The following is a 24,840-nucleotide window of genomic DNA, read 5'->3' on the forward strand; positions in this document are numbered from 1 at the left end:
TTATTGCCAATCATGGCCGGCCATAATAGATATAAAGTGATGGAAGAATATATCATAGTGGATATCAAATGCAATGCGATGTCTTTTTTTACCACTATTTATATTTTCAAACGGTCGTGTTTCGGCAATGCTCTGCCCTCTAGCAGGTCCATCTAATTTATCAACAACCATCACAGGATATGACTCATAGATGAACATCTCAGGATAAATTGCTGCCATTAGCGTTAAAGCATCATGGACGGGGCTACCTAGTAGTGATGGGTCCCGTTCTTGATAAAATTTTGTATAGTATTCCATCAATGGTTTAAGGATTTTCGTCTTTCCAAATGAGTCTATATAATTAACCATTCCTGGTGTAACAATTGCCTTCTGTGTAGCATTCAATGGAATAATTGTGACATTTTTTGCATAGGTGAGCACAATATTAACCGCAAATGGATCCCCGTGAAAGTTTGCTTCCGCTACGGTCGTAACATTGCCCGGCACCCAAAACGCCCCACCCATAATATAAATTTCCTTCACATGTTGCATGAGCTGATTATAAAGAATAAACATGGTCGCTAAGGATGTAAGACGCCCAATATTGACAATGATTAGTTCATCATTCTTGTGTTTCTCGATAATATTAACAATTTCCAAAAAGTTTTCGATTTTTATGTCATGATCTTCGTTCGGGATAATCGGACCAAGTCCATGTTCTCCATGTATTTCTGGATAATACGTTGGCTGTTCGCCGGTTAGTGGGATCTCTGCACCTAAAATAACGGGAATTCCCTCGGGAAAATCAAATAATTTCATAACATAATAAATATTAGCTACCGCATCCTTTCTTGATACATTGCCATAATCGGCAATTAACCCGACAATTTCGATTTCTTTGTGTAATCTTGCATAAATCAATGCTATCGTATCGTCGATGCCAATGTCACCGAATAACAATACTTTTTTCTTCAAACAAAGGCCTCCCTTGTACTGCCGATTTACCTATCCTTATAGTACGGTTCATACAACCAAGACGCCACTGATTGTTTACTTTTTTGGAAAAATTAGTGATACATAAAAAAACCCACTTGCAATTGGCAAATGGGCTTCGAACGTAGGATTTTAACGGTTCTGTTCAAGGTACTGATAAACCGCCATCATCTCTTGTTTATTTAACTCTCTAATACGATTGAAAATAGGAATTTTCCCCACTACCCCCAACTGGTTTACTTCCTTTACAACATCACTGACCGTACCCGTTAGCCATGTATGCACGTCAATACCTTCGATAATTGCCTTTTGGCCCTCATCATTAATACCGGTTGCACCACAGCTGACGCATGGAACCGTTAATTTATAGACACCGTCATGTAGCCCATCTTCCGTCAGAACCTTTTTCCCCTTACAGAATGGACATGGATGACTCCCTTTAACTTTATTGATTTGCGTCACAATTTTTTTGTAGCCTAAAGCTTCATAAACATACGTTAATTTTTTATATTGACCATTTGTAAAATATTGATCAATAATTGTGTCTCTCGTTTCATAAATAGAAGCGAAATCACAAATTGTAACCTCGTTTTTACGGCTGATGGAAGCAATATTATCTTTAATTTTATCCCAGAATGGCAATGTATTTTGTAGAACAATTTCATAGCCCACAAAGCTGGCAAGCTCTATTTCCAGCATTTTCAGTGCTACTTGCATTTCCCTTGGCAATAATGAGACATCCTGAATGAGTGACATATCACTGCCTACAATCGCTTGGATTTTTTCAAGTGGTGGTAAATTGCCTACTATTTTGATGACCTCATCAATCGGTTGATGGATGATTTCTCGAATATCTATGTCACCAAAACGTAATTTCTTTTGGTGATTAAGAACCGAACCATGACAAATTGGACAAGGGACCATCTTTCTTGTTTCCTTCATCTGCTCTTTGATAATGGATTTAGAAATGACGATATAACGGCCTATAATAAAATTGAAGCCTTCCCATTTTTTCGAGGATTTTGTTGCTTTATCATAAAATGACTTGTCCCAATAACCATATAAAAATGTATGCTTTTCTTCTTCTGTCATATCAGTATAGCTTTTACTAATATCTTGCCCCAGTTCATTTTGTATCTCTTCAAAAAGGAATGCCAATTTTGAATGCTGATAGTATTTTAGAACCTCCATCACATCTGGATGCAATAAGCCGTCCCAGAATGGCACTGTTTTATCTTGGATGACTACATCAAAATCGAATTCTTCTATTTGTAATCGACCTGAACAGCTCGGACAATGGTTTTCTTGGCTAAAGAAATCAAAGCTTCTTGTATCCTTATTGGTCGGATGGGCCGCGACAATATGATTGATAAGACCAGCTATTTCATATAAAAAGCTATATTGGCTGTATAAATGCCTCTCAAGATCAATCGCAATGACAGGGGCAATCTTATTCGATTCATATTCACCGTAAATGAGGCGGGCCATGGATGATAGGCTTTTTAAAATGCCACCTTTGTATATATTTTCTGCATTTTTAAAATAGCTAATAGGATGGTCTTGTAAATAATGAATACCCTTTTTCGATGCTAAAGTAGATGTGATTTGTAGGTCAGAGGTGCTTTTCGTAAGGTGCGGTTGTTTAAAATATGCTTCATGCTCCACTACATCAAGATGTGTCACTGGCCCCTGCTGTCTTTTACCAAAGTCAACGATATAATCAGAGCTTTCAAGCATGTAGGCATTATGCTCAATCATAACAATGGAAATCGAATCATCTTTCAGAATATCCCTCACACTATCAATAAATTGGTTTAATATATTTTGGGATAATCCTTTGGAAGGCTCGTCAAAAATAAACAGTGTGTGAGGATTTCGAGAATTGGCAAACAGCTCTGACACTAAATGCACACATTGAAATTCACCCGTGGATAGTGTTTGTGTTTTTCTTTCCAGCGTTAAATAGCCTAGGCCAAGTTTGATGAGCAAGCTTAACCGTTTATGAGCAATATCTTCCTTTGGGAGCTCCACGATAATATCTTCAATCGAGCGTTGAAAAATATCATCGATTTCCTCACTATATTTCGTTAACTTCTTTTTAATATCGAGAAATGTCGCAACAGTGGATCGACTTGTAATCGATTGATTTCGATCTTGCCCTACCATCACTAATTTATCTTTTGGGTAACGTTTTACAAAATCCTTTGCGATACACTCATTCACCAATGTTGATTTTCCACAGCCCGACTCTCCTGTGAAGGTGACAAGCTGATTTTGTGGAATTTCTATTTCGTCCATTTGGATATTGCGGCAATATAGGTCACGGAATTGATAGAAGGTCTTAGGTCTTACCTGACTTCGTTCCCAGTAAATGGGCTGTGGTCGAGGGGATTCTTCCACGATTTTTCCTCCGTATTTTCCACTACCTGGTCCAAAGAATAGATGTTTATCTGCTGTATTTAAAACTGTATCCGAATGATCAATTAGCCAAATTTGATTTTTAGAGCCTAGTCGTTGAATTTGCTCTAAAATTTTCAGGAGTGTGTCATGATCTAGACCTACAGAGATTTCATCAACAATAATCACTGTATTCTCACTCGTTGCCATAAACTCAGCCAAATACAGTCTTGTTAATTCTCCCCCTGATAATGTCCCCATAATGCGGTTTAATGTTAAATAACCAATATTCATTTGAATAATATTTTGAAGAATATGTTGCTTCTCTTCACTAATCTTTAATTCCGTTGCTAAGGAATAGATCGTTTCCACACTTAATTGATGAATATCGGAAATACTATACAGTTCACCTCTTAATGGTAGCTGATGACGTTCTACCTCCTCACTGTAGCGCTTCCCCTGACATTTTTTACATTCAACATTTTTCGTAGTACCACGTCCTTTACATGTCGGACACCAGCCTAGCGCATTATTAAAGGAAAAAACTTCTGGAGATAATTGAAACTCTTCTGCTAAACGATCACGTATTTCCTTAAATACACCTGTATGCGTACCGATAGTTGAACGTGGATTTGTAGATATGGATGATTTCCCTAGAAAAAGAACTAATGGCATATCCTCCATTTTAATAGCACTAAAATTTGTTTCCATAATCGCAGGAAATAAATATTGATATTCAGCTTTAGGTAATAAAGAAACAAGACGCTTTTTGGACTCTTCCCCTATTGTTTGACAAAAGGTGGTTTTCCCTGACCCAGACAAGCCTGCAATGCCAAGGGATAAGTCTTCTGGTAAGTCGACATGTAAACGGTTAATATTATTAGCAATTAGTTGATTAATCTTCATTCTGTTTTCCTTCCGTGTTTACTATTTTCACAAGGATACTTTATTTACCTATGAAGAACGACCTTCGGAAAATGAAAGAACACAATTCATTTGAAGGAATTGCGCTCTTTTTCATAAAGGCTGATTCAATTACTAGGCTAATACTTTTTCGAGCTGACTACCCATGTTAGTCCAAGCGTATTTAGCGCCTTCAATTGCTCCTTGACGAGCTTTTGTTTCTTCACTAAATCCACCCTGATCGAGATGTAACTGAGTTGTACCATCAGCTGCTTGTGTCAAAGTCCACGTTACTGTTGTAGTTTCTCCTGCACTTCTCCATGTGTAAGATAGTTTATGAGGCTCTTCAATTTCAAGTACCTCACAATCGACAATGCCATCCCACCATTCGTTTGGCTCAGCACGGAATTGAAATTTATGACCTACAACCGGCTTAAAATCATTGTTCCAAATCCATTTTGCAAGTGTATCCGAATCCGTTAAGGCATGCCATACTTGCTCGATAGAACTTGTAAATTTAAAATCTAATGCTACATCTGGTTTCATTTGTCTTCCCCCAATAATAAATGTAATTTTGAAATTCTTGCTTTCCAAAAGTCTTCGTAAATCGATATCCAATCTTGTATTTCTTTCAACGGGGCGGCATTGAGCCTATATCTTGTTTCTCTACCCTCTTTTCGAGCGATCACAAGTCCTGCGTCTTTCAGAATCGTTAAATGCTTAGACACAGCAGTACGTCCCATTTCAAAATGAGCTGTTAATTCGTGCAGCGGTAACTCATCTGCCTTTGCTAATAAATTAATCAATTGGCGTCTTGTAGGGTCAGCAATGGCTACATACACATCACGCTCTTGATGATTATTATTCAAAACCACCACCCTTTCTAATTGGACACTAAATGGTGTCCTAATTATATGACACCGTTTAGTGTCTAGTCAATTATTATTTTGGACATTTTGTTATGGATTTTATACTTATAAATACAAAAAGCACAAAGGTGATCACCTTTGTGCTCATTTTTTATGATTGGTTTTGGATGTGATGCTTTTGTAACCTCATGCAGGATACGCCATTAAACAGGCATCCATCGTTGTGATTAGGTTATGTTTAAGCAAGTTCTAATGGTAAAAATGCATATTCCCCATCTCGAATAATAGAACATTTACGAACCTTGATGGGATATCGGAAAAGAGGTCCATCCAAAACTGTCGTATGGAATTCTCCCCCTTCTCCGCAAGGGTCAATATTACGCTCTTCCAGCTCTTTGATATAATCAGGGGTAAGTATTCGTCCTAAATCCTCTTCTGTCATCCCTAACGATAAATTCACTGTCACCACTATCGTGACAAACCCTAAGTGAATAAATTCATCAACAGCATCCCGATGATTCATCTCCCATAATGGCATGCCAAGCTTTAATCCAACCTTCTTCGTAACCTCATCATGCCAGCAGCCGTGCTGAGGCATATCTAAATCACCCGTAACTAACACCTCTGCCCCTTGATTTCTCGCATTTTTTAAAAGATCGATAAATACATGTTCATATTCCGTCCAACTAGCAGCAGCTGTATACACTGGCAATCCAATAGAATCGGCTTGAGCCTGTATAAGCTCAGGTGGCATACCGTGAGATCGAGAGCGCTTCCCTTCCTCCTCCAGCATGACAATGAGACCAATTGCTCGCCCCACCTGTGATGCTTTATATAAAGCTAAAACACTATCCTTTCCCCCACTGAATGAAGCGATGAATGGATGATTACGCGCATTATTTTTCCAGCCAGTTGTTTCTGTCATTTCTATTTCTCCTTTTAAACTGACTTTCTTTGTAATTTTTTTGAGACCTATACAACCTTATATCGCATTGCATAGTCAAGTTCCTTGATTTAAGGAAACCACCCTTTTATTTTATCACAATCATACGATGAGTCTGGATATTTATGTTAAGGTGTACTTAACGGTTGATGGGAAAAGGAGGAATGTTATGAGTGATTATGTAAAAGCACTAAGACAACAGGTTGGGACAATGCCCCTTATTTTAGTAGGCTCGACGGTGATTGTCTTTAATGAGGAGAAACAAATTCTTCTACAGCTACGCTCTGATATAAGAATGTGGGGGTTACCTGGTGGAGCGATGGAACCTGGCGAAAGCTTAGAGGATACAGCTAGACGTGAATTATTAGAGGAAACTGGGCTACAGACTTCCCAACTTCGTTTTATAACCATGCTATCTGGTCAACAGGACTATTATCTATATCCAAACGGAGATGAGGTTTATGGAGTAACCGCCGTCTTTATAGCTGAACAAATAGAGGGGCAGCTAACAATGCTTGACGATGAGAGTTTACAGCTAGCCTATTTTTCTTTAGATGCATTGCCATCTAATATGGTTAAGAAAGCGATAGATATTATCGATACCTTTTTATTAAAGGAAAACGTCACTGATTGGATGAAAGGTCGTGACTTAGTTGAACGGTTGTAAAGCTATGTTATTTGATTTAGATAACACCTTACTGAATCGAGATGAACCAGTAGATAAATTATTTCTTAGGCTAGTAAAAATGTGTTATGTGGATGACGAGCATGCGATAAAAAATGAAATGCGACAAAAATTTAGGGAATATGATGAAAAATACTTTGGTAAAAGTGATAAAACGGATGTGGTAGCCTCTTTTTTTGATGACTTTCCGCCTCAATATGGCATGCCAAAACATGCTATTCAAGACCTGAGGAAGTAGGATGGAGTAAGCCAGATGGACGGATTTTTGAAATTGCCTTAAAAAGACTTAATGTGAAACCAGAGAATACTCTTTTCATTGGGGATGACTTAGTAAAGGATATTGGTGGGTGTCAACAGGCACATATAAAGGGCATATGGTTTAATCCATCCATGCGCAAAAATGACACGGATATTCAGCCATATGCCGAGATTCATTCGTTGGAGCATGTATTCAATTTCTTCACATAGAAGAACAAAACCCCTGAGTTTTCGTTCAGGGGTTAGTGTACTATTAATATGCTTGGGCAAACCAAACCGTATGTTTTGCTTCATTTCCACAGCAAATACAAGTCGTTTTTATTGTTGGCGGATTGAATGGAATATTGCGAGTTGTGTATTTTGTTTCTTCCTTCACTTTTTCCTCACATACATCCTTCCCACACCATCCAGCAAGTACCCAGCCCGGAATAGAGCCGTTTTCTTTAGCTGTTTCAATGTGCTGCTGTAATTGTGGCAGTGTATCAATCGTAGAATGTGTATTTTCGTTTCGGAATTGACGAGCCTTTTCTAGTAAACGTGCTTGCATGGTCGTCAATTCTTCCTCAATAGCTGCCACAACAGTCGCTAATTCAATCGTTTGTTTTTCATCCTCATCACGCGCTTTCAGTAGCGCTTGATTGTTTTCAAGATCTCGTGGTCCCAATTCAATACGAACAGGCACTCCTTTTAGTTCCCATTCATTGAATTTAAAGCCTGGCGATTGGTCTGAATCATCAAGTCGCACGCGAATCCCCTTCGCTTTTAAAGCCGCAAAAATTGCATCCAGCTGCTCCATAATTTGAGGATTCTTTTTCCATGGTCCTACTGGAATTAACACTACTTGGGTTGGAGCAATTCGAGGCGGTAAAATTAGTCCTTGCTCGTCACCGTGTACCATAATGACTGAACCAATTAAACGTGTAGATGTCCCCCAAGATGTTGTGTGGACATATTCGTGCTGATTCGCTTTATTTAAATATTTTATGTTAAAGGCTTCCGCAAATTTTGTTCCTAAATAATGGGACGTACCTGCTTGCACAGCCTTCCCATTTTTCATCATCGCCTCAATTGAATACGTATCGACAGCTCCTGCAAAACGTTCAGATGGCGTTTTTTGTCCATCATAGACTGGAATTGCTAGAACTTGTTCCACCACTTCTTTATAAATGTCTAGCATTTGCATCGTTTCTTTACGTGCATCTTCCTCATCTATATGGGCCGTATGCCCTTCCTGCCAAAGGAATTCTGAGGTACGAATGAAAGGCAATGTTTTCTTTTCCCATCGGAAGACATTTGCCCATTGATTAATGAGAACAGGTAGGTCACGGTAGCTTTTAATCCAATTTGAATAAAGGTGACCAATCATCGTCTCAGATGTTGGACGAAGTGCTAAGCGTTCTTCTAATTTTTCACCTGCTGCTTCTGTCACCCAAGGAAGCTCAGGTGAGAATCCTTCAATATGATCCTTTTCCTTTTGGAAGAAGGATTCAGGAATTAACATAGGAAAATACGCATTACGATGGCCTGTGTCTTTAAAACGACGGTCCATTTCCTCCTGTATATGCTCCCAAATTTCGTAGCCATCTGGTTTAAAGGCGATGCAGCCACGAACTGGCGTATAATCCATTAAATCTGCTTTTTGAATGGTTTCGATATACCATTTTGAAAAATCTTCTAGTTGTTTTGACATCGTACTTACCTCCATTTTTTTAAGTATTCGATTTCCTGAATTAAAAAAGCACAAAGCTGTCCTTGTATAAAGGACGTCTTTGTGCTGGAATGACGTGGTACCACCTTGAATTTAGCTTTAAGCTAAGCTTAAAACCCTCTAGCGTTTAGTAACGAAAACGACTCGGTTATGTTTTCATAACTTCTCCGTGGTAGGTGTTCAGTAAAGAAGCGGTGATATAGCTCTCAGCAAATGCTATATTTTCTGTTTCACTATTCTAACTTACTTGGCCACATCATCAAATTGTCATGTATATTATCTTTCACTTTAGCAAAATCATTCATAAATAGCAATTAATAACTGGAGCTATTAGTGAACGACTGGACAATAACATTTGTAAAATCCTCGACAGAAAGAGGCTTGCTAAAATAATAGCCCTGCACATACTCGCAGCCATGCTCGCGAAGTACGTTTAATTCAGCCTCCTCCTCGACACCTTCAGCAACTACTTGTAGGTTGAGCGCATGAGCTAAAGAAATCATCGCCGAAATCATCGCGATGCCTGATTTTTCAGGAACGATATCACGCACGAAAGCACGATCAATTTTAAGTACATCCACAGGGAATTTTTTTAAGTAATTTAGTGAAGAATAGCCTGTCCCGAAATCATCTAAGGAGATCGTAATCCCAAGAGCTCTCAATTGATTAATTGTATTAATTAGATCTTCTGTATAATCGAGCATGCTCATTTCGGTAATTTCAATTTCTAATAATTGAGGGTCAATGCCTGTTTCTGCAATAACATCCTTCACCATCTCTACAAAGCCAGAAGTACTAATATGAATGGGTGAAATATTAACTGCTACACGTAATCTGAGATTATGGGATTCATTCCAAAGTTTAGCCTGTGCACTGGCTTTACCTAGCACCCATACCCCAATATCGTTAATGAGTCCACATTCTTCAGCAAATGGAATAAATCGATCTGGCGGAATATGCCCTAATTCGGGATCATACCAGCGCAATAAAGCCTCCATACCAATAATTGTGTCTGTTTTTAAATCGATTTTGGGCTGATAATGTAATTCTAAAAGATCGTTTTTTAAAGCTTGATGTAATTTTGTTTCTAGTAAAAGCCATTTATCGTTCGCTTCATCCATATTGTCACGGTAAAGGCGATATTGATTTCCTCGCGTAGATTTAGCAGCATACATGGCAATATCAGCATTTTTCAGTAATTCTTCTACCGTGTTTGCGTGATCTGGGAAAATACTAATGCCAATACTAATACTCGCATAAAATTCATAGTTATCTACGACAAAGCTTTCATTAAAGACACCTATTATTTCCTTGGCCATTTCCTCTATACGATTCACATCATTTAAAATCATGACAAATTCATCACTATTGTGACGATAAAAAGAATTAGAGGTATAATCAATATTTCTCAAACGATTCGACATTTCCACTAAAAACATATCACCGATAATATGACCAAGTCCATCGTTAATGTGTTTAAAACGATTCACATCAATGAAAAATAACGCAAATTTTTCTCCTGAACGTCGAGATTGATGGAATTCATTTTCTAAACGCTGTTCTAATTTACGACGATTTGGTAGCCCTGTTAATTCATCGTGATAGGCTATGTGGGTAATTTTTTTAATATCCTTTTGCGCTGTAATATCGACGCGTATAGCGATATACTGATAGGGCTTTCCCCGCTCATCAAGGAATGGGAAAATAGTAGTCTTCACCCAATATAAACTGCCATCTTTCGCACGATTGCAAACCTCGCCATTCCACATATCACCATTTCCAATTGTTCTCCACATCTCTCTAAAGAAAGATTTAGGATGATAGCCTGAGTTCAGTAAACGGTGATCTTGGCCTACTAATTCTTCACGCGTATACTTCGAAATTTTACAAAAATGATCATTAACAAAAGTAATTTTTCCGGTACGATCTGTAATTGCCACAATAATGGAACTATTCATAGCGGAAAAAATATCTTGCAATTCTTTAAGACTGTAGTTCATTTGATTACTACTAGGCGTGATATTCATCATTCTCATTCTCCATTCATTAAAATATGAAGGGTTTGGTACTTTTGCTTTATTTTACAGCGAGGTATAAAGTTGTGGTATATCGCCCTTTTTTCTGTAATTATATTATAGTCTTAGAAAAGCAGTTAATTCAACCCAAATATGCAATCATTCACAGGAAGGTTGGAATAGTTTTTGATATAAAATACAAATATTAGTTATTATTAACTCAAAAAAATTGTCTAATTTTAAGGTTTTTAAATACTTTTGTACTATTGATAGTATTTTCCTTAGGCTATTTCTCTATTAAATACAAAAAACTAATAACGTATAAATTGTTCAGAATTTAAAATTGAATAGACAAAAATGCCTTACTGTCACTTATGAGCAGTAAGGCATTTTAATAGTTAGGAGACCTCATATTCTATTGATCCTCCAGATGTTTTAGCATGCTCATTATAAGCATTTAACTGTTCTTGCGATAAATTTAATATATAATAGTGAAAATTAATGGGCTCTAATCCATGCTCCTCGCATATATGTCGATAAAATTCATAGCCTTCTCGATAATCAGTCATCTTTAATTCTTCCTTTCACTTGAGCTACTTTTCCTGGAACTATAACTGTATTTTATTTTGATAATCTATCTACATCTCTACTTTAGAAATCAATGAATGTTCTGAAATTAGTTTCAAAAAGATGAAAGCCCAGTCCATTTTACTTAGTATGGCTGGGCTTTTCATAAAATATTCGTGTCGGCTTCCATCATAACCATATCCTTTTAAATTCCTAATTGCTTCGCTTGCATATTATAGGCAGAAAGCTGCTGCTGTGATAGCTGTAATACATAATAGCGGAAAGAAATTGGTTCTAGCCCATAACGCTCACACATTTCACAATAAAATTCATACCCATCTCGATACTTTGACATGAAAAGTTCCTCCTTGGTTCAATCTGTTTTATAACAGTTGTTTTTATTTTTATTTAATATATAACAGATTATGAGGAACGTCAAGTATTTATGATAGAAAAAAATCGCCACAAGCTTGCATCGCTTTGCGCTTATGAACGTAGTGTTTCCAAAATAAGGCGTGTTTTACGGTATTCAATGGTAAAATAACGATGCCTTCTAAACCTTTTGATTACGGGAGATAAACACTTTGAAGAAGAAATCATTTTAATATTAGGCTTTGAAATGATAGCCAATACACCTACACTCGCAGCGCCTCTAGCTATTGGAGTTTTTGTCCATGATGAATTTATAAAGAAGGATGTACATCCTCTAATGGACCGTAACTATCTTTGCGTTCCGATTCGCGCACTGGCATCACTTGTTGATACTGCCCCCCTCATGGAACCCTATAGCCATGGGAGTGTGCTTTTTTCTGAGTATGTGGACAGTACAGCTAAAGCCATTTACACTGACATAAATGGAAAAGAATGATTAATGATAAACACGCAAAAAATTACCCATCTATCTGCTTAAAGGATAGATGGGTTTTCACATCAATATGGAGTCTGTTGTCAGTTATTTTTTATTTCCTGAATTTGTTGAATATGCCGTTGTTCATGAAGATAAATCTGCTCAATCCATTGATCGAGTGGACATTCACCAAGAGCCGGATGCTTCATTGTACGCTTGGTTAAAGCATCCGCATCCTCAATGGTATCTAAAAATCCCAGGAAGTCCGCTCTTGTGGTTGCTAACAATTCCAGCATCCTTTGAACCTGGAAGGGCTCTTCCGAAGGTTCCACTATGTTTGGTGCTTGAATTTTTCGTGTACGGTCTAACAGCAGTCCCATATCCTTTCGTTCAGGAGCCAATTGTTCTTGGGATGTTAAGCCCCAAGTAATAGCCTTCTTAGTGGCTTCCTCTACTAAAATAAGATGATGACAGATTTGTGCTATACTCCAACTTTGTGCATCTGGCTTGCTATTAAATTCTGCATCACTTAAAAGGTTAATCTCCTGAAGTAATTGCTCTCTTGTAGCATCAAATTGATTCTTTGCTAATAATAGCATACGCTACCCCCTTTATTCGTTATACCATTATATTCGACAGAGATGGCTGTAAATCATCTTTCCTGCACCATATTAAATGGATTGTTTTCTAAAACCTGCTGTAGCTGCTCATCCTCAATATGTGTATAAATTTGAGTGGTTGCTACACTTGAATGCCCTAAAATATGCTGCAAGCTTCTAATATCAGCACCAGCTTTATACATCATCGTTGCAGAAGTATGGCGCAGCTTATGTGGTGTAAGCCGCTCCTTTTGAAGACCTGATTGCTGATTAATACGTTTCACGATTTTGGCAACCGTTTGACGCGTAAAACGTGTTCCCTTTTGTGAAACAAAAAGAGGCTCATCTCCGTTCCCTTTATACGGTGTTTTCCCACTATTTTCATAGTCTGCTAGTGCCTGCATACAGCTATCATTCAAATAGACAGTTCGCTCCTTATTACCCTTCCCGACAACAGTTAAATGACGTCCCTGTATCGATGTAATATTGAGCTGGCATAGCTCCGTCACACGAATTCCTAAGTTTAAGAAAAACATCATCATACAGTAATTTCTTGGTGACGCCTGATTGACTGGTATGCCATCTATAAATTGTGTAGCTTCTCGAAAATTCATATAGATAGGTCTTTTTCGACCAATTTTCGGCGATTCTAATTCCTCTGCTGGGTTTTCCTCAATAAGTCGCCGTTTGCCTTTTAAATATTTGAAAAAGGATTTTAATGTCGCCACCTTACGTGCTCTTGAAGCTGCAGAATTACCACGCTGTACCTCACAGTATTCCATAAAGTAATAAAGGTCCTCCAATGTAATCTCTCGAATTTCTTCTATTGAAATAGTGGCAATATCAATTGCTGCTAAATTTTCTATATTCAGATCCTCCTGAACAGCTGTATGGAAACGGAAAAATAAAGACAAATCATATTCGTATTCTTTTCTTGTGCGCTGGGACTTTCCTTTGATAGTCGTTAAATAAACAAGAAAGTCCTTCATGATTTTTGGTAGTTTTGTTTTTTGCATTCCAATCACCTCTATTTGCTCTATTTTACCATAAAAAACGTTCCCAAATATAAATTTGGGAACTTTATCTGGACAAATAGGTCATTTTCCTATTATTAAGAACATACATTCGGTGTATGCAAATAAAAAAAGATCCCCTTTTTTTAAAGGGAATCCTTTGACTAAATAAGAAAAGAATTGTGACAGTTACTGGTTTTTAGGTATAAAGTTGACGTTTGATGAATATTAAAATCTAGTATACTTCTATTGGTTTGTGAGGCGACTCGAAAATTAGAAAGGTGGGTAACTACCCATGTCGATTCGTCTCACAACACGCATGGGATTATTTGGATAAATTGACTATTTTACAAAAACCGAGTACTTCTCATCGCCTTGTTTTGTAAGTGACCAGTTCGTCGATAACATTTGCTGTAGTTTTGTGACCGTTTCCTCATCACACATCAAATGTTGGATACCATTTTCTAAAAGTCGGTAATCTACCCCTTCTTCAAGATTAAAGCGTAGATGCAATAAACGTTGGATGCCAGGCAATGTTACATACTTAATTCGATAATGGCCATGTAACGCATCTAAGAACTCTTGTTCGCCATCTTGGAAAAGTGCCATTGTTTCACTAAATTCATAGTTTGGGACTTGTTCCTGCCAAGCTGATACATCCCCCGCCCGTAAAGCACGCAAAATCTCTTCGTCTGAATAATTTAATTTAGATAGTTTATCAAGTTCATAAGCTTGCATTAGATTAATGATTGTCATGAATGTTAGCTCCTTTTATGTATTTACTCACAGTGTACCATGTTTTTATTACTACTCAAATTCGGAGGGATTCATAGGATGAATTTATATGATTCTAGTCTGTTTTTCGATGAAATGTTTGATGGCAATCAACCGAAGCCCCATTATCGATCTTTTCATCATAAGCTATCCATTTTTTCTCAGGAGCAACTTGAAGAGAAATATCGGCAAGCACAAGCAAGCTTTCTCAGACAAGGAATTACTTTTACTGTCTATGGTGCACAAGGTGGAACCGAAAGGACCATGCCCTTTGATTGTGTCCCTATCATTATTCCTCAAACACAGTGGGCAATTATTGAGGTAGGCGTCAAGCAACGTGTGGAAGCGCTGAACTTATTTTTACAAGATGTGTATGATGAACAAAGAATCATTCGTGATGGCTATATTCCTAGACAGTTGGTAGAAAATAATCCATATTTCTCATCAATCATGCATGGACTTAAGGTACCAATTGCTAATCATATATTTTTAGCAGGTATTGATTTAATACGGGATGAGAATGGTGAATATTTCGTGCTGGAAGACAATTTACGGAATCCTTCTGGCATTTCTTATGTTTTTGAAAACCGTGACGTCATGAAGGAGGTGTATCCTGAATTTTTCTCTAAGCATACTATTTTATCTCTGGATAAGCAGATGGCTAACATGAAAAAAGCACTGCTTGCTCATCGTCCACCTACTATGGAGGAAGGACGAGAACCAAAAGCGGTGCTGCTAACAGCAGGTATGTACAACTCAGCCTATTATGATCACGTATTTTTAGCTCAGCATTTAACGATTCAACTAGTAGAGGGCCGCGATTTGGTCGTACAGGATTTGAAGGTTTATATGAAAACCATTTACGGTTTACAACAAATCGATATTATTTATCGCCGGATTGATGATGATTTTTTAGATCCGATTGCATTTCGTGAGGACTCTTTGTTAGGTGTCCCTCATTTAATGGCAGTTTACCAAGCTGGCAATGTGGCCATTTTAAATGCTGTTGGCAATGGCGTGGCAGATGATAAGGCGATGTATGCCTATGTGCCTGATATGATTCGCTATTACCTTCAAGAAGAGCCTATATTACCGAATGTGAAAACCTATCATTTAGAAGATGAGCAACAGCGAGCATGGGTATTAGAGCATATTCAGGAGCTAGTCATTAAAAATGTAAGTGCCTCCGGGGGCTATGATATGCTCATTGGTCCCCATGCAAGTGAGGAAGAAATCGCTCTGTTTAAAGGAAAAATAATGAAGCATCCATGCCAATATATTGCTCAACCAACCATAAAATTGTCCAGAGCACCAGCCTTTCAAAATGGACGATTTTATCCTTGCCATGTGGATTTACGTGTGTTTGCCATGAAGGGTGAGGATTGTTATGTATTGCCAGGTGGATTATCACGAGTGGCCTTACAAGAAGGTTCACTTGTGGTCAATTCATCGCAGGGCGGCGGTGCTAAGGACACATGGATTTTAAAGGAGGAGGTGCAGCATGCTGAGTCGAGTAGCCGACGCGTTATACTGGATGGCACGGTATAGTGAACGCACACAAACCAATACACATATATTACAGGTACAGCTGTTGAATATGTTGGAGCAATCTGGGCAAGAACATGATTATATTGATCATTGGGAGGCTGTTTTAAATATTTGTGCCTCGAAGGAGGAGTATTTAGCTAATTATACAGCATTACGTGTTAATCCATTAATTGATTATCTATTGTTTTCCGAGAAAAATGGCAACGCCCTCCTTGCTACCTTACGTGCCATTCGAGAAAATGCCCGAGTGACAAGAGATCGTATACCTGCGGAGCTATGGGAAATACAAAATGCCTTTTATTTAACGAAGCAGCAGGACATACTAACAATGGATCGACCTATCCCGTTAATTGATCTTCAAGCTTTTTTACAGGAAGTGCGGAAGACATTGTGGATGGTGACTGGACTGGTCGAGGGCACAATGGATCGCGATCTCCCCTTTTATTTCATGGAAATTGGGAAATGGCTGGAAAGAGCAGAAAAAACGATGCGGATGTCGTTAATTATTCTCGAGCAACAGAAAATAACAGGCCAATCCCTTCATGAGATGGATGGTACATTTTTATTAGAGCTTGCTGCCGCAAAAGAATCCTTTTTGCAGAAGCATCGCCAAACAAATTTATTATTGGGCATTCGATATTTATGGCAGGATGAACATGTTCCTTGCTCGGTCATGTTTTGTCTGAAGAAATTAGAAGAAGCTTTCCAGTCCATCGAGCATGATCCTTTATCACCAAAATGTTTAACGCTCCATTCGACCATCAAAAGCTTTGTTTTAGCATTCAATCATCTTGATTTTTGGACAATGAGCGTCGAGGAAGCTATTACAATCATGGAGGAAAGATTGAGTCAATGGATTGCCTTTAGCGAAACATTCTCGACAATCTATCATTTATATGAACCCAGCGTACAACCTTGAAAGGAATCCATCACAGCTCCCTTTCAACAGGCAAGTCAGTAAGCAGAAGGAAGCGGACACGATGAAATTTGAAATTCAACATACAAATATTTTTCAATATGAGTCTGAAGTCGACCAAAGTTTAAATACGATTCGCTTAAAGCCACGCAGTGATGAGCGTCAACGGCTATTATCCTATCGAATTGCAATTACTCCATCCTCTCTTACCCGTGAGCATACGGATATTTGGGGAAATACAGTAGGTTCATTTTATATCCCGGAGCAGCATCAAGTACTAGAAATTCATACATCGTCGATTGTCAGTATCCAGCGTGCGCCATTTATTCATCGTATTCAATATTCACCTGAAATGCAGACTATTTTTCACTCACAGCTATTTTATGAACATTACCTTCCCTATTTAAAAGCAACTCATTTTACGTATATGACAGAGCAACAGCTGGAGGAGGTTTTTCATGCGATTGGCCATGCTGAAAATCCTGTGCTCTTTTCGCTTAATTTAATGCAATACTTATACTCTAGTTTTGAATACGACCCGTCAGCAACAGATGTAAGTACAACAGCTAGTGAGGCATTTGCCCTAAAGCGTGGAGTATGCCAGGATTTCACTCATGTTATGCTGGGTGTATTACGTTCTAAAGGAATTCCTGCACGCTATGTTAGTGGTTATTTATATGTCGATGAAAATTCAGCTCTCGTCGGCGATAGTGCAACACATGCTTGGGTAGAAGTCATGATACCTGGTATTGGCTGGATTGGTCTGGATCCTACCAATAACGTGGAAGTATTAGAAAACCATATTATTTTGTGTATTGGCCGAGATTATAGTGATATAAGCCCTGTTGAAGGGGTTTATTCAGGAGGCAAGCATGATTTAACCGTAAAAGTAAGTGTCAAAGCATTGAATCATTTATAAGCATTATTGACACGTGCAGGATTGGCGAGAACACGCAATTCCTGCACGTTTTTTATTCAAAGCGCTGTTGTCTTTCTGTTAGTACCCATTTGCGAACATAGCCCATTTCTTGCTGAATATGTTCCAATGTTTTCTCTTGTTGAAACGCCCTTTGCATAACAGTATAACGCAAATCGGTGGCTCTGACGTTTTTCCCAATATCCTTGGACATCGTTTGAAAAATACGTTCCACTGTCTTCGTTGTAATCGGCTTTGTCAGGCTTGCCTCGCTCACCCACACCCATTCCCCCATTTCCTTGTCATGCATGGTTTCTGTTTCTTCCTGATAATGCGCTAGCATGTCCATAAGTATGGGCGAACACTTTACCTCGCGGCGTCCATTTCGATTCGCAATATAAAGAGTTGATTTTTCCTTTTGGAAATGCGACCACTTCATTCGTACAAGCTCAGCTGGCTTACACCCTGTCTCCATCAAAACCTGCACAATACAACCATTGCGTCTCGCCAGCCATGCATGCTCTGCTGTTTTTGCATATTGAAAATAAATAGGCCAAACATTAGCCATTTGCCCGATTTGCTTATTTGTAAGTACTTGTAGTGCCTCTTTTTGCCTTTTCCTCGGCTGTAAAATATGTTGATAATCAAAGGGCTCTATCCATTCTCGTAGGAAAATAAAGTCTACAAAGCCACGCATAGTTGCTATTTTATGATTAAACGTATTGATATTGTGATAGGTTTCCTTTAAATAGTGACCATAGATTTGTAATAACTCTTGAAAGTGGTGATCTACATACAAGTAATTTTTTTCATGGGCAAATGATAAAAAATGCTGCCCGTCCATATTGTATTGCTTCATCGTTGCTGGACTTTTTTTTAATGACTGTAATAGCAAAATATAGCTGTTCCACGCTTCCTTGAGTGTGACCATAGGCTCCCTCCTTGTGTGCTGTGCGTTAGTTAGTTTTATTTTACTATATATGTGGAGCGTATGTTTTTATTTTCTAAATAATATATAGTGTCGGATAATCTGTATTTTAGATTCATACATGCTCCCATCATTCAAGTGCTTCTTGCATCATAAAGAAACAAATGTTCGACTATTAGTTTCTCACATCTTTTGCTTTCTTACAATAGTAAATTCCATTCCCCTGTTGTAAGACAATTGCTATTTATTCCATCTATTTTTGTATAACAACGCAATTTTATATGAAAATTCGTATAATTTCGTGTTTATCGTTCATGGTGTTATATAATAATGGTATAGACAAATATGTAGGGGGCTCTCTAAAATGCAAGTAAAGACGACTCGACTGGAAGCAGAAGACGCAAAAATTATTTATCAAGAAACTGCTGGGCTAGCAATTATTACGATCCATCGACCACAGGCGAAGAATGCATTAACCGCAAATATGTGGGATCAATTAGCAAAAATTGCCCTGCAAGTATTAGATAATCCCAAAAATAAAGTCCTTATTTTACGAGGCTCAGGACAAAATTTCACTGCTGGCTCTGACATTAAAGAATTTAATGCCATTTCTCTCGACAAGGCTGAAGAGGCGTTTATACATATGGAAAAGACCATTTCCACTATTGAGCGCTTGCCTATCCCTACGATTGGTGTGATTAATGGGCCTGCAATGGGGGCTGGCTTGGAATTAGCATTAGCCTGTGATATTCGTATTGGCTCTGACAAAGCCAAACTGGGCATTCCTGTTGGTAAATTAGGGATTACATTAAATAATAAATTTGCACAGCGTTTAGTACAGCTTGTTGGCCCAGCCACAACAAAGGATTTAGTGTTTACAGGAAGAATGTTTAAAGCAGAGGAAGCCTATAAGCTTGGGATGCTCAATTATCTTGTAGCAGAGAAGGATTTGAATAAATACATGATCCGCATGGGTAAGCTTGTGGCGGGAATGTCTCCTGAATCCTTACTGGCAGTAAAGCAGTCTGTCCAAGAATGCCTCGATAGTGTTCCAGCCTTATGGAAAGGCTCCACGCCATTTGTCGGCAATGATTTTGCAGAAGGTTGTCGAGCATTCGTTGAAAAACGCCAGCCACAGTTTACGCGTCAGCCCAAATAAAAATAGGTACTCTTCTCGCCCACTGGCGACAGGAGTACCTGCACCTGGACTTGGAAATACCTACGCTTCCACAGGTACAATGTTAGAGATCAAACGTTAGCTCCTAATAGTACTATACGTGATATAAATATAACGTTAACTCTGCAATTATATCGAAATTGCTAGGTAATGACACTAAAATCGCATTTTACTAGTTTAAAAATGGAAATCATTAATAAATATAGTCTTGATACTTGATATGGTGGAAGGAGAGGTAAATGAAAAAAAAAATTATCTTTAATCTTTTATTTTGTATAGTAGTTATTTTTGTTAATTACAATTATTTTAATTCTAAATCTCGAAACGCTATCGTATACAACTATGTGGAAAACTATATGGAAACTAACTATGGCATTGCTAGAGAAAATTTAAAACCTGAAGAAATCGATTACATGAGAGGAATGGGTTTGTTTGAAATAGAAGTTAAAGATATAGAAACTAAAAATCATTACTTTTTTGAAGTGGATATTAGAGATGACTATTCATTATATTATTTAAAAGATCTTACTGAGGTTCATCGTAAAAATCAAGCTGATTAAAGATAGTTTATTTCAACAGGTATCAGCAATATTTTGAGAGCAACATATAAAGTTTTACATACAACAAACAATAACTTGTTGAAGCCGCACGAGGCAGTTTAGTAATTGGAATCAAATAAATATTAAACCCGAGCAACGATAAAAGCCCAATTTCTCAATTTTTATGCTAAGAAATTGGGCTTTTTTATATTTCCTTATACGATTGAAATAAGTGCAAAATAACTCCTAAAGTGACAGGAGTAAGAGTTTTTTATGATTTTTTCTTTTGGATACCTGATTTGGCATGAACGTGGATAGCATCCAATTCATAGCCAAAATGCTGATAAAATTCCGTCTGCACCGCCTGTTGTAAGTTATATAAACGTGCTGCTAACGGATAATCAATCGGTAGCCTTACCTGTAGGGACAAAATAGCTTGGACCTGTTCACCAAGTACAAATTGGACTTGCTCCACCTTTTGCACAAAATCCTGTTGTTGACAGCAATACGTAAGTAGCTGGACGTAAACATGATTACTAATCTCAATATACTCCCGTTGAAAATCAGGACGAACAATGGTTGTTTCCCCAATCTTTTCACGTTTTGTTGAAAAAATCTCCATTCCCTTTAGCACCAGTCGCTTAAAGAAATTTTGCTCAACTTGTCGGTAAGGGATCGGCATAACATGCTTCCCTTGTGTTTGTCGAATAAAACGAGCTTTTTGAATGTCCTTAAAGGAACGAATATCTTCCACATCATAATAATGCTCGATAGCGCCTAGCTCCAGCTGCTTCGCAATACTATTCGTCATTTTCGTTGACGTCCCAATTAGTAAAATAGACTCCACTCGATGGCTTGCTAGCGCCTTCTTGACTGCCTCACGGTGCTCCTGGTCGGTAAAAATGGCACGCCTTACAGCGGTAATTGTATTTTTTTCAAATTTAGCAGAAACTCCTGCGACTCTCACGCCATTGACAATGAGTAATCCATCATCGATAATCGCCTGTACGCCAATTTTATGGGCAAAAGATAGAGCGCTAGTGCTTTTTCCTGTGCCGCTTGGTCCACTTAACGAATATACCTTCAAAGTCCTCCCCCCTCTTATGCTAATTAATCTTTATAGCTGTTCCTCATGCTTTGATAGAGATGTTTGATGAATCGGTTTACTCCATGATTCCCACTGAAAAACTATATAGTAAGTATAATACAACTTCTACATTTACGGAATTTACAGTAGGTTTCCCCAACATTAGGCAATCCATTTTCGCTAGCCTATGCGCACATCCTCTACATTATATAAATATTTTCTTTTTTCAGAATATCTGTCCCTTTCTTCGCTTTAGTATGATAAAATGTGAACTACTATTCTGTTATACAACTACAAGGAGTGTACTAGTCTTGAAAATCGTACCATCTAAAAAAATGTCATTATTTACACCAGCAATTTTCGGAGATTTGAAAAATTTTGCGAGAGAGCAGCAAGCAAAGGGCATGACTCTGATTGACTTAAGCTTAGGAAGCCCCGATCTTCCTCCACATGCCAAAATTCGCGAACATCTATCTTATCGAGCAGGTTTAGCTGAATCGTATGGCTATACACTTACAGGCACACAGCGTTTTTATGAGGCTGTCAGCCGCTACTATAAGCGCCGTAGCAGCGTTGATTTAGATCCTACTACTGAAATCATTCAAACAATTGGCTCTCAAGAAGGCTTAGTGCATCTTCCAATGGCCTTTTGTGATCCTGGAGACATCGTGCTATCGACAAACCCAGCATACGTTGCGTATGACGCAGGCATTCACTTAGCTGGTGCAACACCCTATTACATGCCTCAAACAGCTGACAACAACTACCTTCCAGACTTAGACGCTGTACCAGAAGATATTGCCCATAAAGCAAAGCTATTAATTTTAAACTTACCAGGAAATCCAGTACCAGCGATGCCATCCTTAGCATATTTTGAAAAAGTGATTGCCTTTGCTAAAAAATATAACATCATCGTCCTGCATGATGCAGCCTATTCTGAGTTTTATTTTACGGGCGATGGACCGATTAGCTTCCTTGCTACACCAGGTGCAAAAGAAGTAGGGATGGAAATTAACTCCCTTTCCAAAAGCTTTAGTTTGGCAGGAACACGGATTGCCTATATCGCAGGAAATGCTGAAATGATTGCGATTTTAAAGCAATTAAAATCGAATTTAGATTTCGGTATTTTTGAGCCTATTCAAGATGCAGCTGTCGTTGCCCTCGATCACGCTGAAGAAATTACAGCAAGCCTACGTGCAACCTTTTCTGAGCGTCATCAAACATTGATGAATGGCTTACAGGCACTAGGTTGGGACGCAGCACCTTCTAACGGTGGGATGTTTGTTTGGGCAAAGTATCCATATGATATGGATTGCACCGAACTCGCTTTTAAATTGATTGAGCAGGTTGGCATTGTTACGGTTCCAGGTACTGTATTTGGAACGGCAGGACAAGGTTATCTGCGCTTAGCACTTGTGCAACCAGCGAAAATCCTTCAGGAAGCTGTCGATCGTTTAGCGCAAGTACAATTACTACAAGAAAACTAACATAGAAAACCCTTCTAACAACATGCTAGAAGGGTTTTATTCATTAAATCCAAACATCATTTTCAGCAGTAATTGCAGTTTTTTCCTCACCCGTATTTACTACCCCAGCAGGCTCTACGAGCAAAATTTTACACTCGGCTGCAGCGTAAGGTTTATGTTCAACTTGGCGTGGTACGACAAACATTTCACCCTCCTTTAATCTTACTTCTCCATCACGAAATTCAATGACAAGCTCCCCTTCAATCACCATAAACACTTCATCTGTATCATCATGTTTATGCCAAACAAAATCTCCGATTACTTTAACCAGTTTGAATTGATATTCATTCATCTCAGCAATTACCTTTGGAGACCAGTGCTCTTGGAATTTTGCAAATTTTTCTTGAAAATTAATAGGTATGTAGGTCATGCTATTTTCCCCCGTTCTTTTTTTCCTATTAAAAACACAGCTACTGTCAAGCGAAGTAGCTGTATCCTCTTATACATCATATTTTTGGTGAACGTCATCCTCATAACGGTTATAGCGCTGTTTAAATAGCTTGAATAGATGAGTCACAAGCACTTTAAAGATTGCATAACCTGGAATCCCCAAAATGACCCCAGGGACACCAAATAGCGAGCCTGCCGTTAATAATACAAAGATAATTGTAATTGGGTGAATACTGAGCGATTTCCCCATAATTTGTGGAGAAATAAATTTTCCCTCAATTAACTGAACAATCGTCCATACAATCGCTAGCTTAATCAACATCAATGGTGATGTGACAAGAGCGATAATAACGGCTGGTGTGATGGCAATAACAGGACCTAAATAAGGCACTACACTTGTAATCATCGCAAGGAAGCCGAGCAATAAAGCATATTTCATACCAATTATTAAGAAGCCAATTGTGACCATTGCACCAATACACATAGATACTAAAATTTGCCCTTGTATGTAAGAACTTATTTGCTTGTCCATATCATGGAAAATTTCAGTCACTTCTTTACGCATACGCGGTGGGCATACTTTCAGCATAAATTTCGGTAATTTTTCGCCCTCTTTTAGTAAATAAAACAAGATAAATGGTACGGTTACAAGCGATAGGACGATGCCTGTTAACGTTGATAGGAAGCCCGTAATACCGGATGCTACACCCTGTGCTATATTTGTAGCCGTATCTTTCACAGTTTTTACCATATCAGTAGTAAAGTTTTTAACCACTTCATTGTAGTCAAAGTTAATTTTATCTAAATAATCGTTAAAACGTGAATGATTAAAGAATGCAACAAATTTTTCCGTAAACTTCATAAAATACTCTGGGAATTCCTGCACTAAGTTCGTAAATTGGTCACGTAAAAACGGATAAACCAACACAACGAGCAGTGTTATGACCCCAACTACCGCGATGTAGAGTATTAAAATACCCCAAATTCTTGGAATACGCCATCTAACCAATATCGCCAATAATGGACGTAATAAATAGTACCCAATGACAGCTAATACCCCTGGTAAAATGACGACTTCAAATAACACTTGAAGCGGGGTAAAGATAAAGGAAACTTGATTAAACATAAAAATAACACATGCAACTAATAATAAAATAACCAGCGTAAATAATAGGTTTCTACCACCTAAGAAACGAATAAACTTGGTTGCTAACAGGTTTGAACGTTCTTTTGGTCTTTCTTTTTCCATATATCCACCCCAAT

Annotated in this window: 24 protein-coding genes and 1 pseudogene; 9 read left to right on the top strand and 16 right to left on the bottom strand. The window is 38.1% G+C overall.

The window, feature by feature from the left end:
- The 5 genes from ACOZBY_RS11010 to ACOZBY_RS11030 form a co-directional block, all read right to left on the bottom strand.
- On the bottom strand, window positions 1-954 hold the full coding sequence (locus tag ACOZBY_RS11010; RefSeq protein WP_031415901.1) for a nucleoside hydrolase: 954 nt from the start codon (window positions 952-954) through the stop codon (window positions 1-3).
- Between the two features lie 150 nt (window positions 955-1,104).
- The gene (locus ACOZBY_RS11015) at window positions 1,105-4,275 is read right to left on the bottom strand and encodes an ATP-binding cassette domain-containing protein (RefSeq protein WP_031415900.1); all 3,171 of its coding nucleotides are present in this window, start codon (window positions 4,273-4,275) and stop codon (window positions 1,105-1,107) included.
- Between the two features lie 132 nt (window positions 4,276-4,407).
- Window positions 4,408-4,818 (bottom strand): SRPBCC family protein, encoded by a 411-nt coding sequence (locus ACOZBY_RS11020; RefSeq protein ID WP_031415899.1) that lies wholly within the window; start codon window positions 4,816-4,818, stop codon window positions 4,408-4,410.
- Window positions 4,815-5,141: an ArsR/SmtB family transcription factor gene (locus tag ACOZBY_RS11025; RefSeq protein WP_031415897.1), complete on the bottom strand. Its 327-nt coding sequence runs from the start codon at window positions 5,139-5,141 to the stop codon at window positions 4,815-4,817. The genes ACOZBY_RS11020 and ACOZBY_RS11025 overlap by 4 nt, the downstream gene beginning before the upstream one ends.
- 238 nt (window positions 5,142-5,379) lie before the next feature.
- A complete protein-coding gene (locus tag ACOZBY_RS11030) occupies window positions 5,380-6,066 on the bottom strand; it encodes a diphthine--ammonia ligase (protein ID WP_099805833.1) in 687 nt (228 codons plus the stop codon).
- A gap of 187 nt (window positions 6,067-6,253) precedes the next feature.
- Between ACOZBY_RS11030 and ACOZBY_RS11035 the strand changes: the two genes are divergently transcribed.
- Window positions 6,254-6,751: an NUDIX hydrolase gene (locus ACOZBY_RS11035; RefSeq protein WP_036161679.1), complete on the top strand. Its 498-nt coding sequence runs from the start codon at window positions 6,254-6,256 to the stop codon at window positions 6,749-6,751.
- A 4-nt stretch (window positions 6,752-6,755) separates the two neighbouring features.
- Window positions 6,756-7,237 (top strand): annotated as a pseudogene (locus ACOZBY_RS11040) (HAD family hydrolase).
- Between the two features lie 43 nt (window positions 7,238-7,280).
- Here ACOZBY_RS11040 and proS read toward each other — a convergent pair.
- From proS to ACOZBY_RS11060, 4 genes are all read right to left on the bottom strand, one after another.
- Complete coding sequence (gene proS, locus ACOZBY_RS11045) at window positions 7,281-8,717, bottom strand: proline--tRNA ligase (RefSeq protein WP_036161675.1); 1,437 nt, start codon at window positions 8,715-8,717, stop codon at window positions 7,281-7,283.
- A gap of 332 nt (window positions 8,718-9,049) precedes the next feature.
- Window positions 9,050-10,765 (bottom strand): putative bifunctional diguanylate cyclase/phosphodiesterase, encoded by a 1,716-nt coding sequence (locus ACOZBY_RS11050; protein ID WP_227256846.1) that lies wholly within the window; start codon window positions 10,763-10,765, stop codon window positions 9,050-9,052.
- 383 nt (window positions 10,766-11,148) lie between these two features.
- Window positions 11,149-11,319, bottom strand: a complete 171-nt coding sequence (locus ACOZBY_RS11055; RefSeq protein ID WP_012294474.1) for a hypothetical protein — start codon at window positions 11,317-11,319, stop codon at window positions 11,149-11,151.
- A 203-nt stretch (window positions 11,320-11,522) separates the two neighbouring features.
- Window positions 11,523-11,672 carry a hypothetical protein gene (locus ACOZBY_RS11060; RefSeq protein ID WP_004230023.1) on the bottom strand — a complete coding sequence of 50 codons (150 nt, stop codon included), beginning with the start codon at window positions 11,670-11,672 and terminating at the stop codon, window positions 11,523-11,525.
- A 207-nt stretch (window positions 11,673-11,879) separates the two neighbouring features.
- Here ACOZBY_RS11060 and ACOZBY_RS11065 point away from each other — a divergent pair, with 207 nt between their 5' ends.
- Window positions 11,880-12,185, top strand: coding sequence for a hypothetical protein (locus tag ACOZBY_RS11065; RefSeq protein WP_422762336.1), 306 nt, complete (start codon window positions 11,880-11,882; stop codon window positions 12,183-12,185).
- A gap of 80 nt (window positions 12,186-12,265) precedes the next feature.
- On the opposite strand, the gene ACOZBY_RS11070 is transcribed toward ACOZBY_RS11065, so the two are convergent.
- The 3 genes from ACOZBY_RS11070 to ACOZBY_RS11080 all read right to left on the bottom strand — a co-directional run bounded on the left by ACOZBY_RS11070 (window position 12,266) and on the right by ACOZBY_RS11080 (window position 14,532).
- Entirely contained in the window at window positions 12,266-12,763 is a 498-nt protein-coding gene (locus tag ACOZBY_RS11070) for a DinB family protein (RefSeq protein ID WP_422762338.1), read from the bottom strand.
- 53 nt (window positions 12,764-12,816) lie between these two features.
- Window positions 12,817-13,779 (bottom strand): tyrosine recombinase XerC, encoded by a 963-nt coding sequence (locus ACOZBY_RS11075; RefSeq protein WP_012294471.1) that lies wholly within the window; start codon window positions 13,777-13,779, stop codon window positions 12,817-12,819.
- A gap of 339 nt (window positions 13,780-14,118) precedes the next feature.
- Window positions 14,119-14,532, bottom strand: a complete 414-nt coding sequence (locus tag ACOZBY_RS11080) for a hypothetical protein (RefSeq protein ID WP_422762340.1) — start codon at window positions 14,530-14,532, stop codon at window positions 14,119-14,121.
- A gap of 78 nt (window positions 14,533-14,610) precedes the next feature.
- Here ACOZBY_RS11080 and ACOZBY_RS11085 point away from each other — a divergent pair, with 78 nt between their 5' ends.
- The 3 genes from ACOZBY_RS11085 to ACOZBY_RS11095 all read left to right on the top strand — a co-directional run bounded on the left by ACOZBY_RS11085 (window position 14,611) and on the right by ACOZBY_RS11095 (window position 17,933).
- Window positions 14,611-16,098: a circularly permuted type 2 ATP-grasp protein gene (locus tag ACOZBY_RS11085; protein ID WP_422762342.1), complete on the top strand. Its 1,488-nt coding sequence runs from the start codon at window positions 14,611-14,613 to the stop codon at window positions 16,096-16,098.
- Window positions 16,052-17,017 (top strand): alpha-E domain-containing protein, encoded by a 966-nt coding sequence (locus tag ACOZBY_RS11090; RefSeq protein WP_080720020.1) that lies wholly within the window; start codon window positions 16,052-16,054, stop codon window positions 17,015-17,017. The genes ACOZBY_RS11085 and ACOZBY_RS11090 overlap by 47 nt, the downstream gene beginning before the upstream one ends.
- A 61-nt stretch (window positions 17,018-17,078) precedes the next feature.
- The gene (locus ACOZBY_RS11095; RefSeq protein WP_012294467.1) at window positions 17,079-17,933 is read left to right on the top strand and encodes a transglutaminase family protein; all 855 of its coding nucleotides are present in this window, start codon (window positions 17,079-17,081) and stop codon (window positions 17,931-17,933) included.
- Window positions 17,934-17,985: 52 nt separating this feature from the next.
- On the opposite strand, the gene ACOZBY_RS11100 is transcribed toward ACOZBY_RS11095, so the two are convergent.
- On the bottom strand, window positions 17,986-18,861 hold the full coding sequence (locus ACOZBY_RS11100; protein WP_422762345.1) for a tyrosine-type recombinase/integrase: 876 nt from the start codon (window positions 18,859-18,861) through the stop codon (window positions 17,986-17,988).
- Window positions 18,862-19,222: 361 nt separating this feature from the next.
- Here ACOZBY_RS11100 and ACOZBY_RS11105 point away from each other — a divergent pair, with 361 nt between their 5' ends.
- Both ACOZBY_RS11105 and ACOZBY_RS11110 read left to right on the top strand, forming a co-directional pair.
- Complete coding sequence (locus tag ACOZBY_RS11105; protein ID WP_012294465.1) at window positions 19,223-20,017, top strand: enoyl-CoA hydratase/isomerase family protein; 795 nt, start codon at window positions 19,223-19,225, stop codon at window positions 20,015-20,017.
- A gap of 257 nt (window positions 20,018-20,274) precedes the next feature.
- The gene (locus tag ACOZBY_RS11110) at window positions 20,275-20,595 is read left to right on the top strand and encodes a histidine kinase (protein ID WP_422762347.1); all 321 of its coding nucleotides are present in this window, start codon (window positions 20,275-20,277) and stop codon (window positions 20,593-20,595) included.
- A gap of 250 nt (window positions 20,596-20,845) precedes the next feature.
- Here the strand turns inward: ACOZBY_RS11110 and ACOZBY_RS11115 are convergent, their stop codons facing one another.
- Window positions 20,846-21,661 (bottom strand): ATP-binding protein, encoded by an 816-nt coding sequence (locus ACOZBY_RS11115; RefSeq protein WP_012294463.1) that lies wholly within the window; start codon window positions 21,659-21,661, stop codon window positions 20,846-20,848.
- A 311-nt stretch (window positions 21,662-21,972) separates the two neighbouring features.
- On the opposite strand from ACOZBY_RS11115, the gene ACOZBY_RS11120 reads away from it, so the two are divergent.
- A complete protein-coding gene (locus tag ACOZBY_RS11120; RefSeq protein ID WP_012294462.1) occupies window positions 21,973-23,148 on the top strand; it encodes an aminotransferase class I/II-fold pyridoxal phosphate-dependent enzyme in 1,176 nt (391 codons plus the stop codon).
- A gap of 43 nt (window positions 23,149-23,191) precedes the next feature.
- On the opposite strand, the gene ACOZBY_RS11125 is transcribed toward ACOZBY_RS11120, so the two are convergent.
- Window positions 23,192-23,557 carry a cupin domain-containing protein gene (locus tag ACOZBY_RS11125; RefSeq protein ID WP_422762350.1) on the bottom strand — a complete coding sequence of 122 codons (366 nt, stop codon included), beginning with the start codon at window positions 23,555-23,557 and terminating at the stop codon, window positions 23,192-23,194.
- A 69-nt stretch (window positions 23,558-23,626) separates the two neighbouring features.
- Complete coding sequence (locus ACOZBY_RS11130; RefSeq protein ID WP_012294461.1) at window positions 23,627-24,826, bottom strand: AI-2E family transporter; 1,200 nt, start codon at window positions 24,824-24,826, stop codon at window positions 23,627-23,629.
- Between the last annotated feature and the right edge of the window lie 14 nt (window positions 24,827-24,840).

Source organism: Lysinibacillus sp. NPDC056220, from assembly GCF_049315265.1.
GTDB classification, from domain to species: domain Bacteria; phylum Bacillota; class Bacilli; order Bacillales_A; family Planococcaceae; genus Lysinibacillus; species Lysinibacillus pinottii.

Coding starts and splice junctions, on each gene's coding strand:
- ACOZBY_RS11015 (WP_031415900.1), bottom strand. CDS start 4,275: ATGAAGATTAATCAACTAATTGCTAATAATATTAACCGTTTACATGTC.
- ACOZBY_RS11020 (WP_031415899.1), bottom strand. CDS start 4,818: ATGAAACCAGATGTAGCATTAGATTTTAAATTTACAAGTTCTATCGAG.
- ACOZBY_RS11030 (WP_099805833.1), bottom strand. CDS start 6,066: ATGACAGAAACAACTGGCTGGAAAAATAATGCGCGTAATCATCCATTC.
- ACOZBY_RS11035 (WP_036161679.1), top strand. CDS start 6,254: ATGAGTGATTATGTAAAAGCACTAAGACAACAGGTTGGGACAATGCCC.
- proS (WP_036161675.1), bottom strand. CDS start 8,717: ATGTCAAAACAACTAGAAGATTTTTCAAAATGGTATATCGAAACCATT.
- ACOZBY_RS11050 (WP_227256846.1), bottom strand. CDS start 10,765: ATGATGAATATCACGCCTAGTAGTAATCAAATGAACTACAGTCTTAAA.
- ACOZBY_RS11055 (WP_012294474.1), bottom strand. CDS start 11,319: ATGACTGATTATCGAGAAGGCTATGAATTTTATCGACATATATGCGAG.
- ACOZBY_RS11060 (WP_004230023.1), bottom strand. CDS start 11,672: ATGTCAAAGTATCGAGATGGGTATGAATTTTATTGTGAAATGTGTGAG.
- ACOZBY_RS11070 (WP_422762338.1), bottom strand. CDS start 12,763: ATGCTATTATTAGCAAAGAATCAATTTGATGCTACAAGAGAGCAATTA.
- ACOZBY_RS11075 (WP_012294471.1), bottom strand. CDS start 13,779: ATGCAAAAAACAAAACTACCAAAAATCATGAAGGACTTTCTTGTTTAT.
- ACOZBY_RS11080 (WP_422762340.1), bottom strand. CDS start 14,532: ATGACAATCATTAATCTAATGCAAGCTTATGAACTTGATAAACTATCT.
- ACOZBY_RS11085 (WP_422762342.1), top strand. CDS start 14,611: ATGAATTTATATGATTCTAGTCTGTTTTTCGATGAAATGTTTGATGGC.
- ACOZBY_RS11090 (WP_080720020.1), top strand. CDS start 16,052: ATGCTGAGTCGAGTAGCCGACGCGTTATACTGGATGGCACGGTATAGT.
- ACOZBY_RS11095 (WP_012294467.1), top strand. CDS start 17,079: ATGAAATTTGAAATTCAACATACAAATATTTTTCAATATGAGTCTGAA.
- ACOZBY_RS11100 (WP_422762345.1), bottom strand. CDS start 18,861: ATGGTCACACTCAAGGAAGCGTGGAACAGCTATATTTTGCTATTACAG.
- ACOZBY_RS11105 (WP_012294465.1), top strand. CDS start 19,223: ATGCAAGTAAAGACGACTCGACTGGAAGCAGAAGACGCAAAAATTATT.
- ACOZBY_RS11110 (WP_422762347.1), top strand. CDS start 20,275: ATGAAAAAAAAAATTATCTTTAATCTTTTATTTTGTATAGTAGTTATT.
- ACOZBY_RS11125 (WP_422762350.1), bottom strand. CDS start 23,557: ATGACCTACATACCTATTAATTTTCAAGAAAAATTTGCAAAATTCCAA.
- ACOZBY_RS11130 (WP_012294461.1), bottom strand. CDS start 24,826: ATGGAAAAAGAAAGACCAAAAGAACGTTCAAACCTGTTAGCAACCAAG.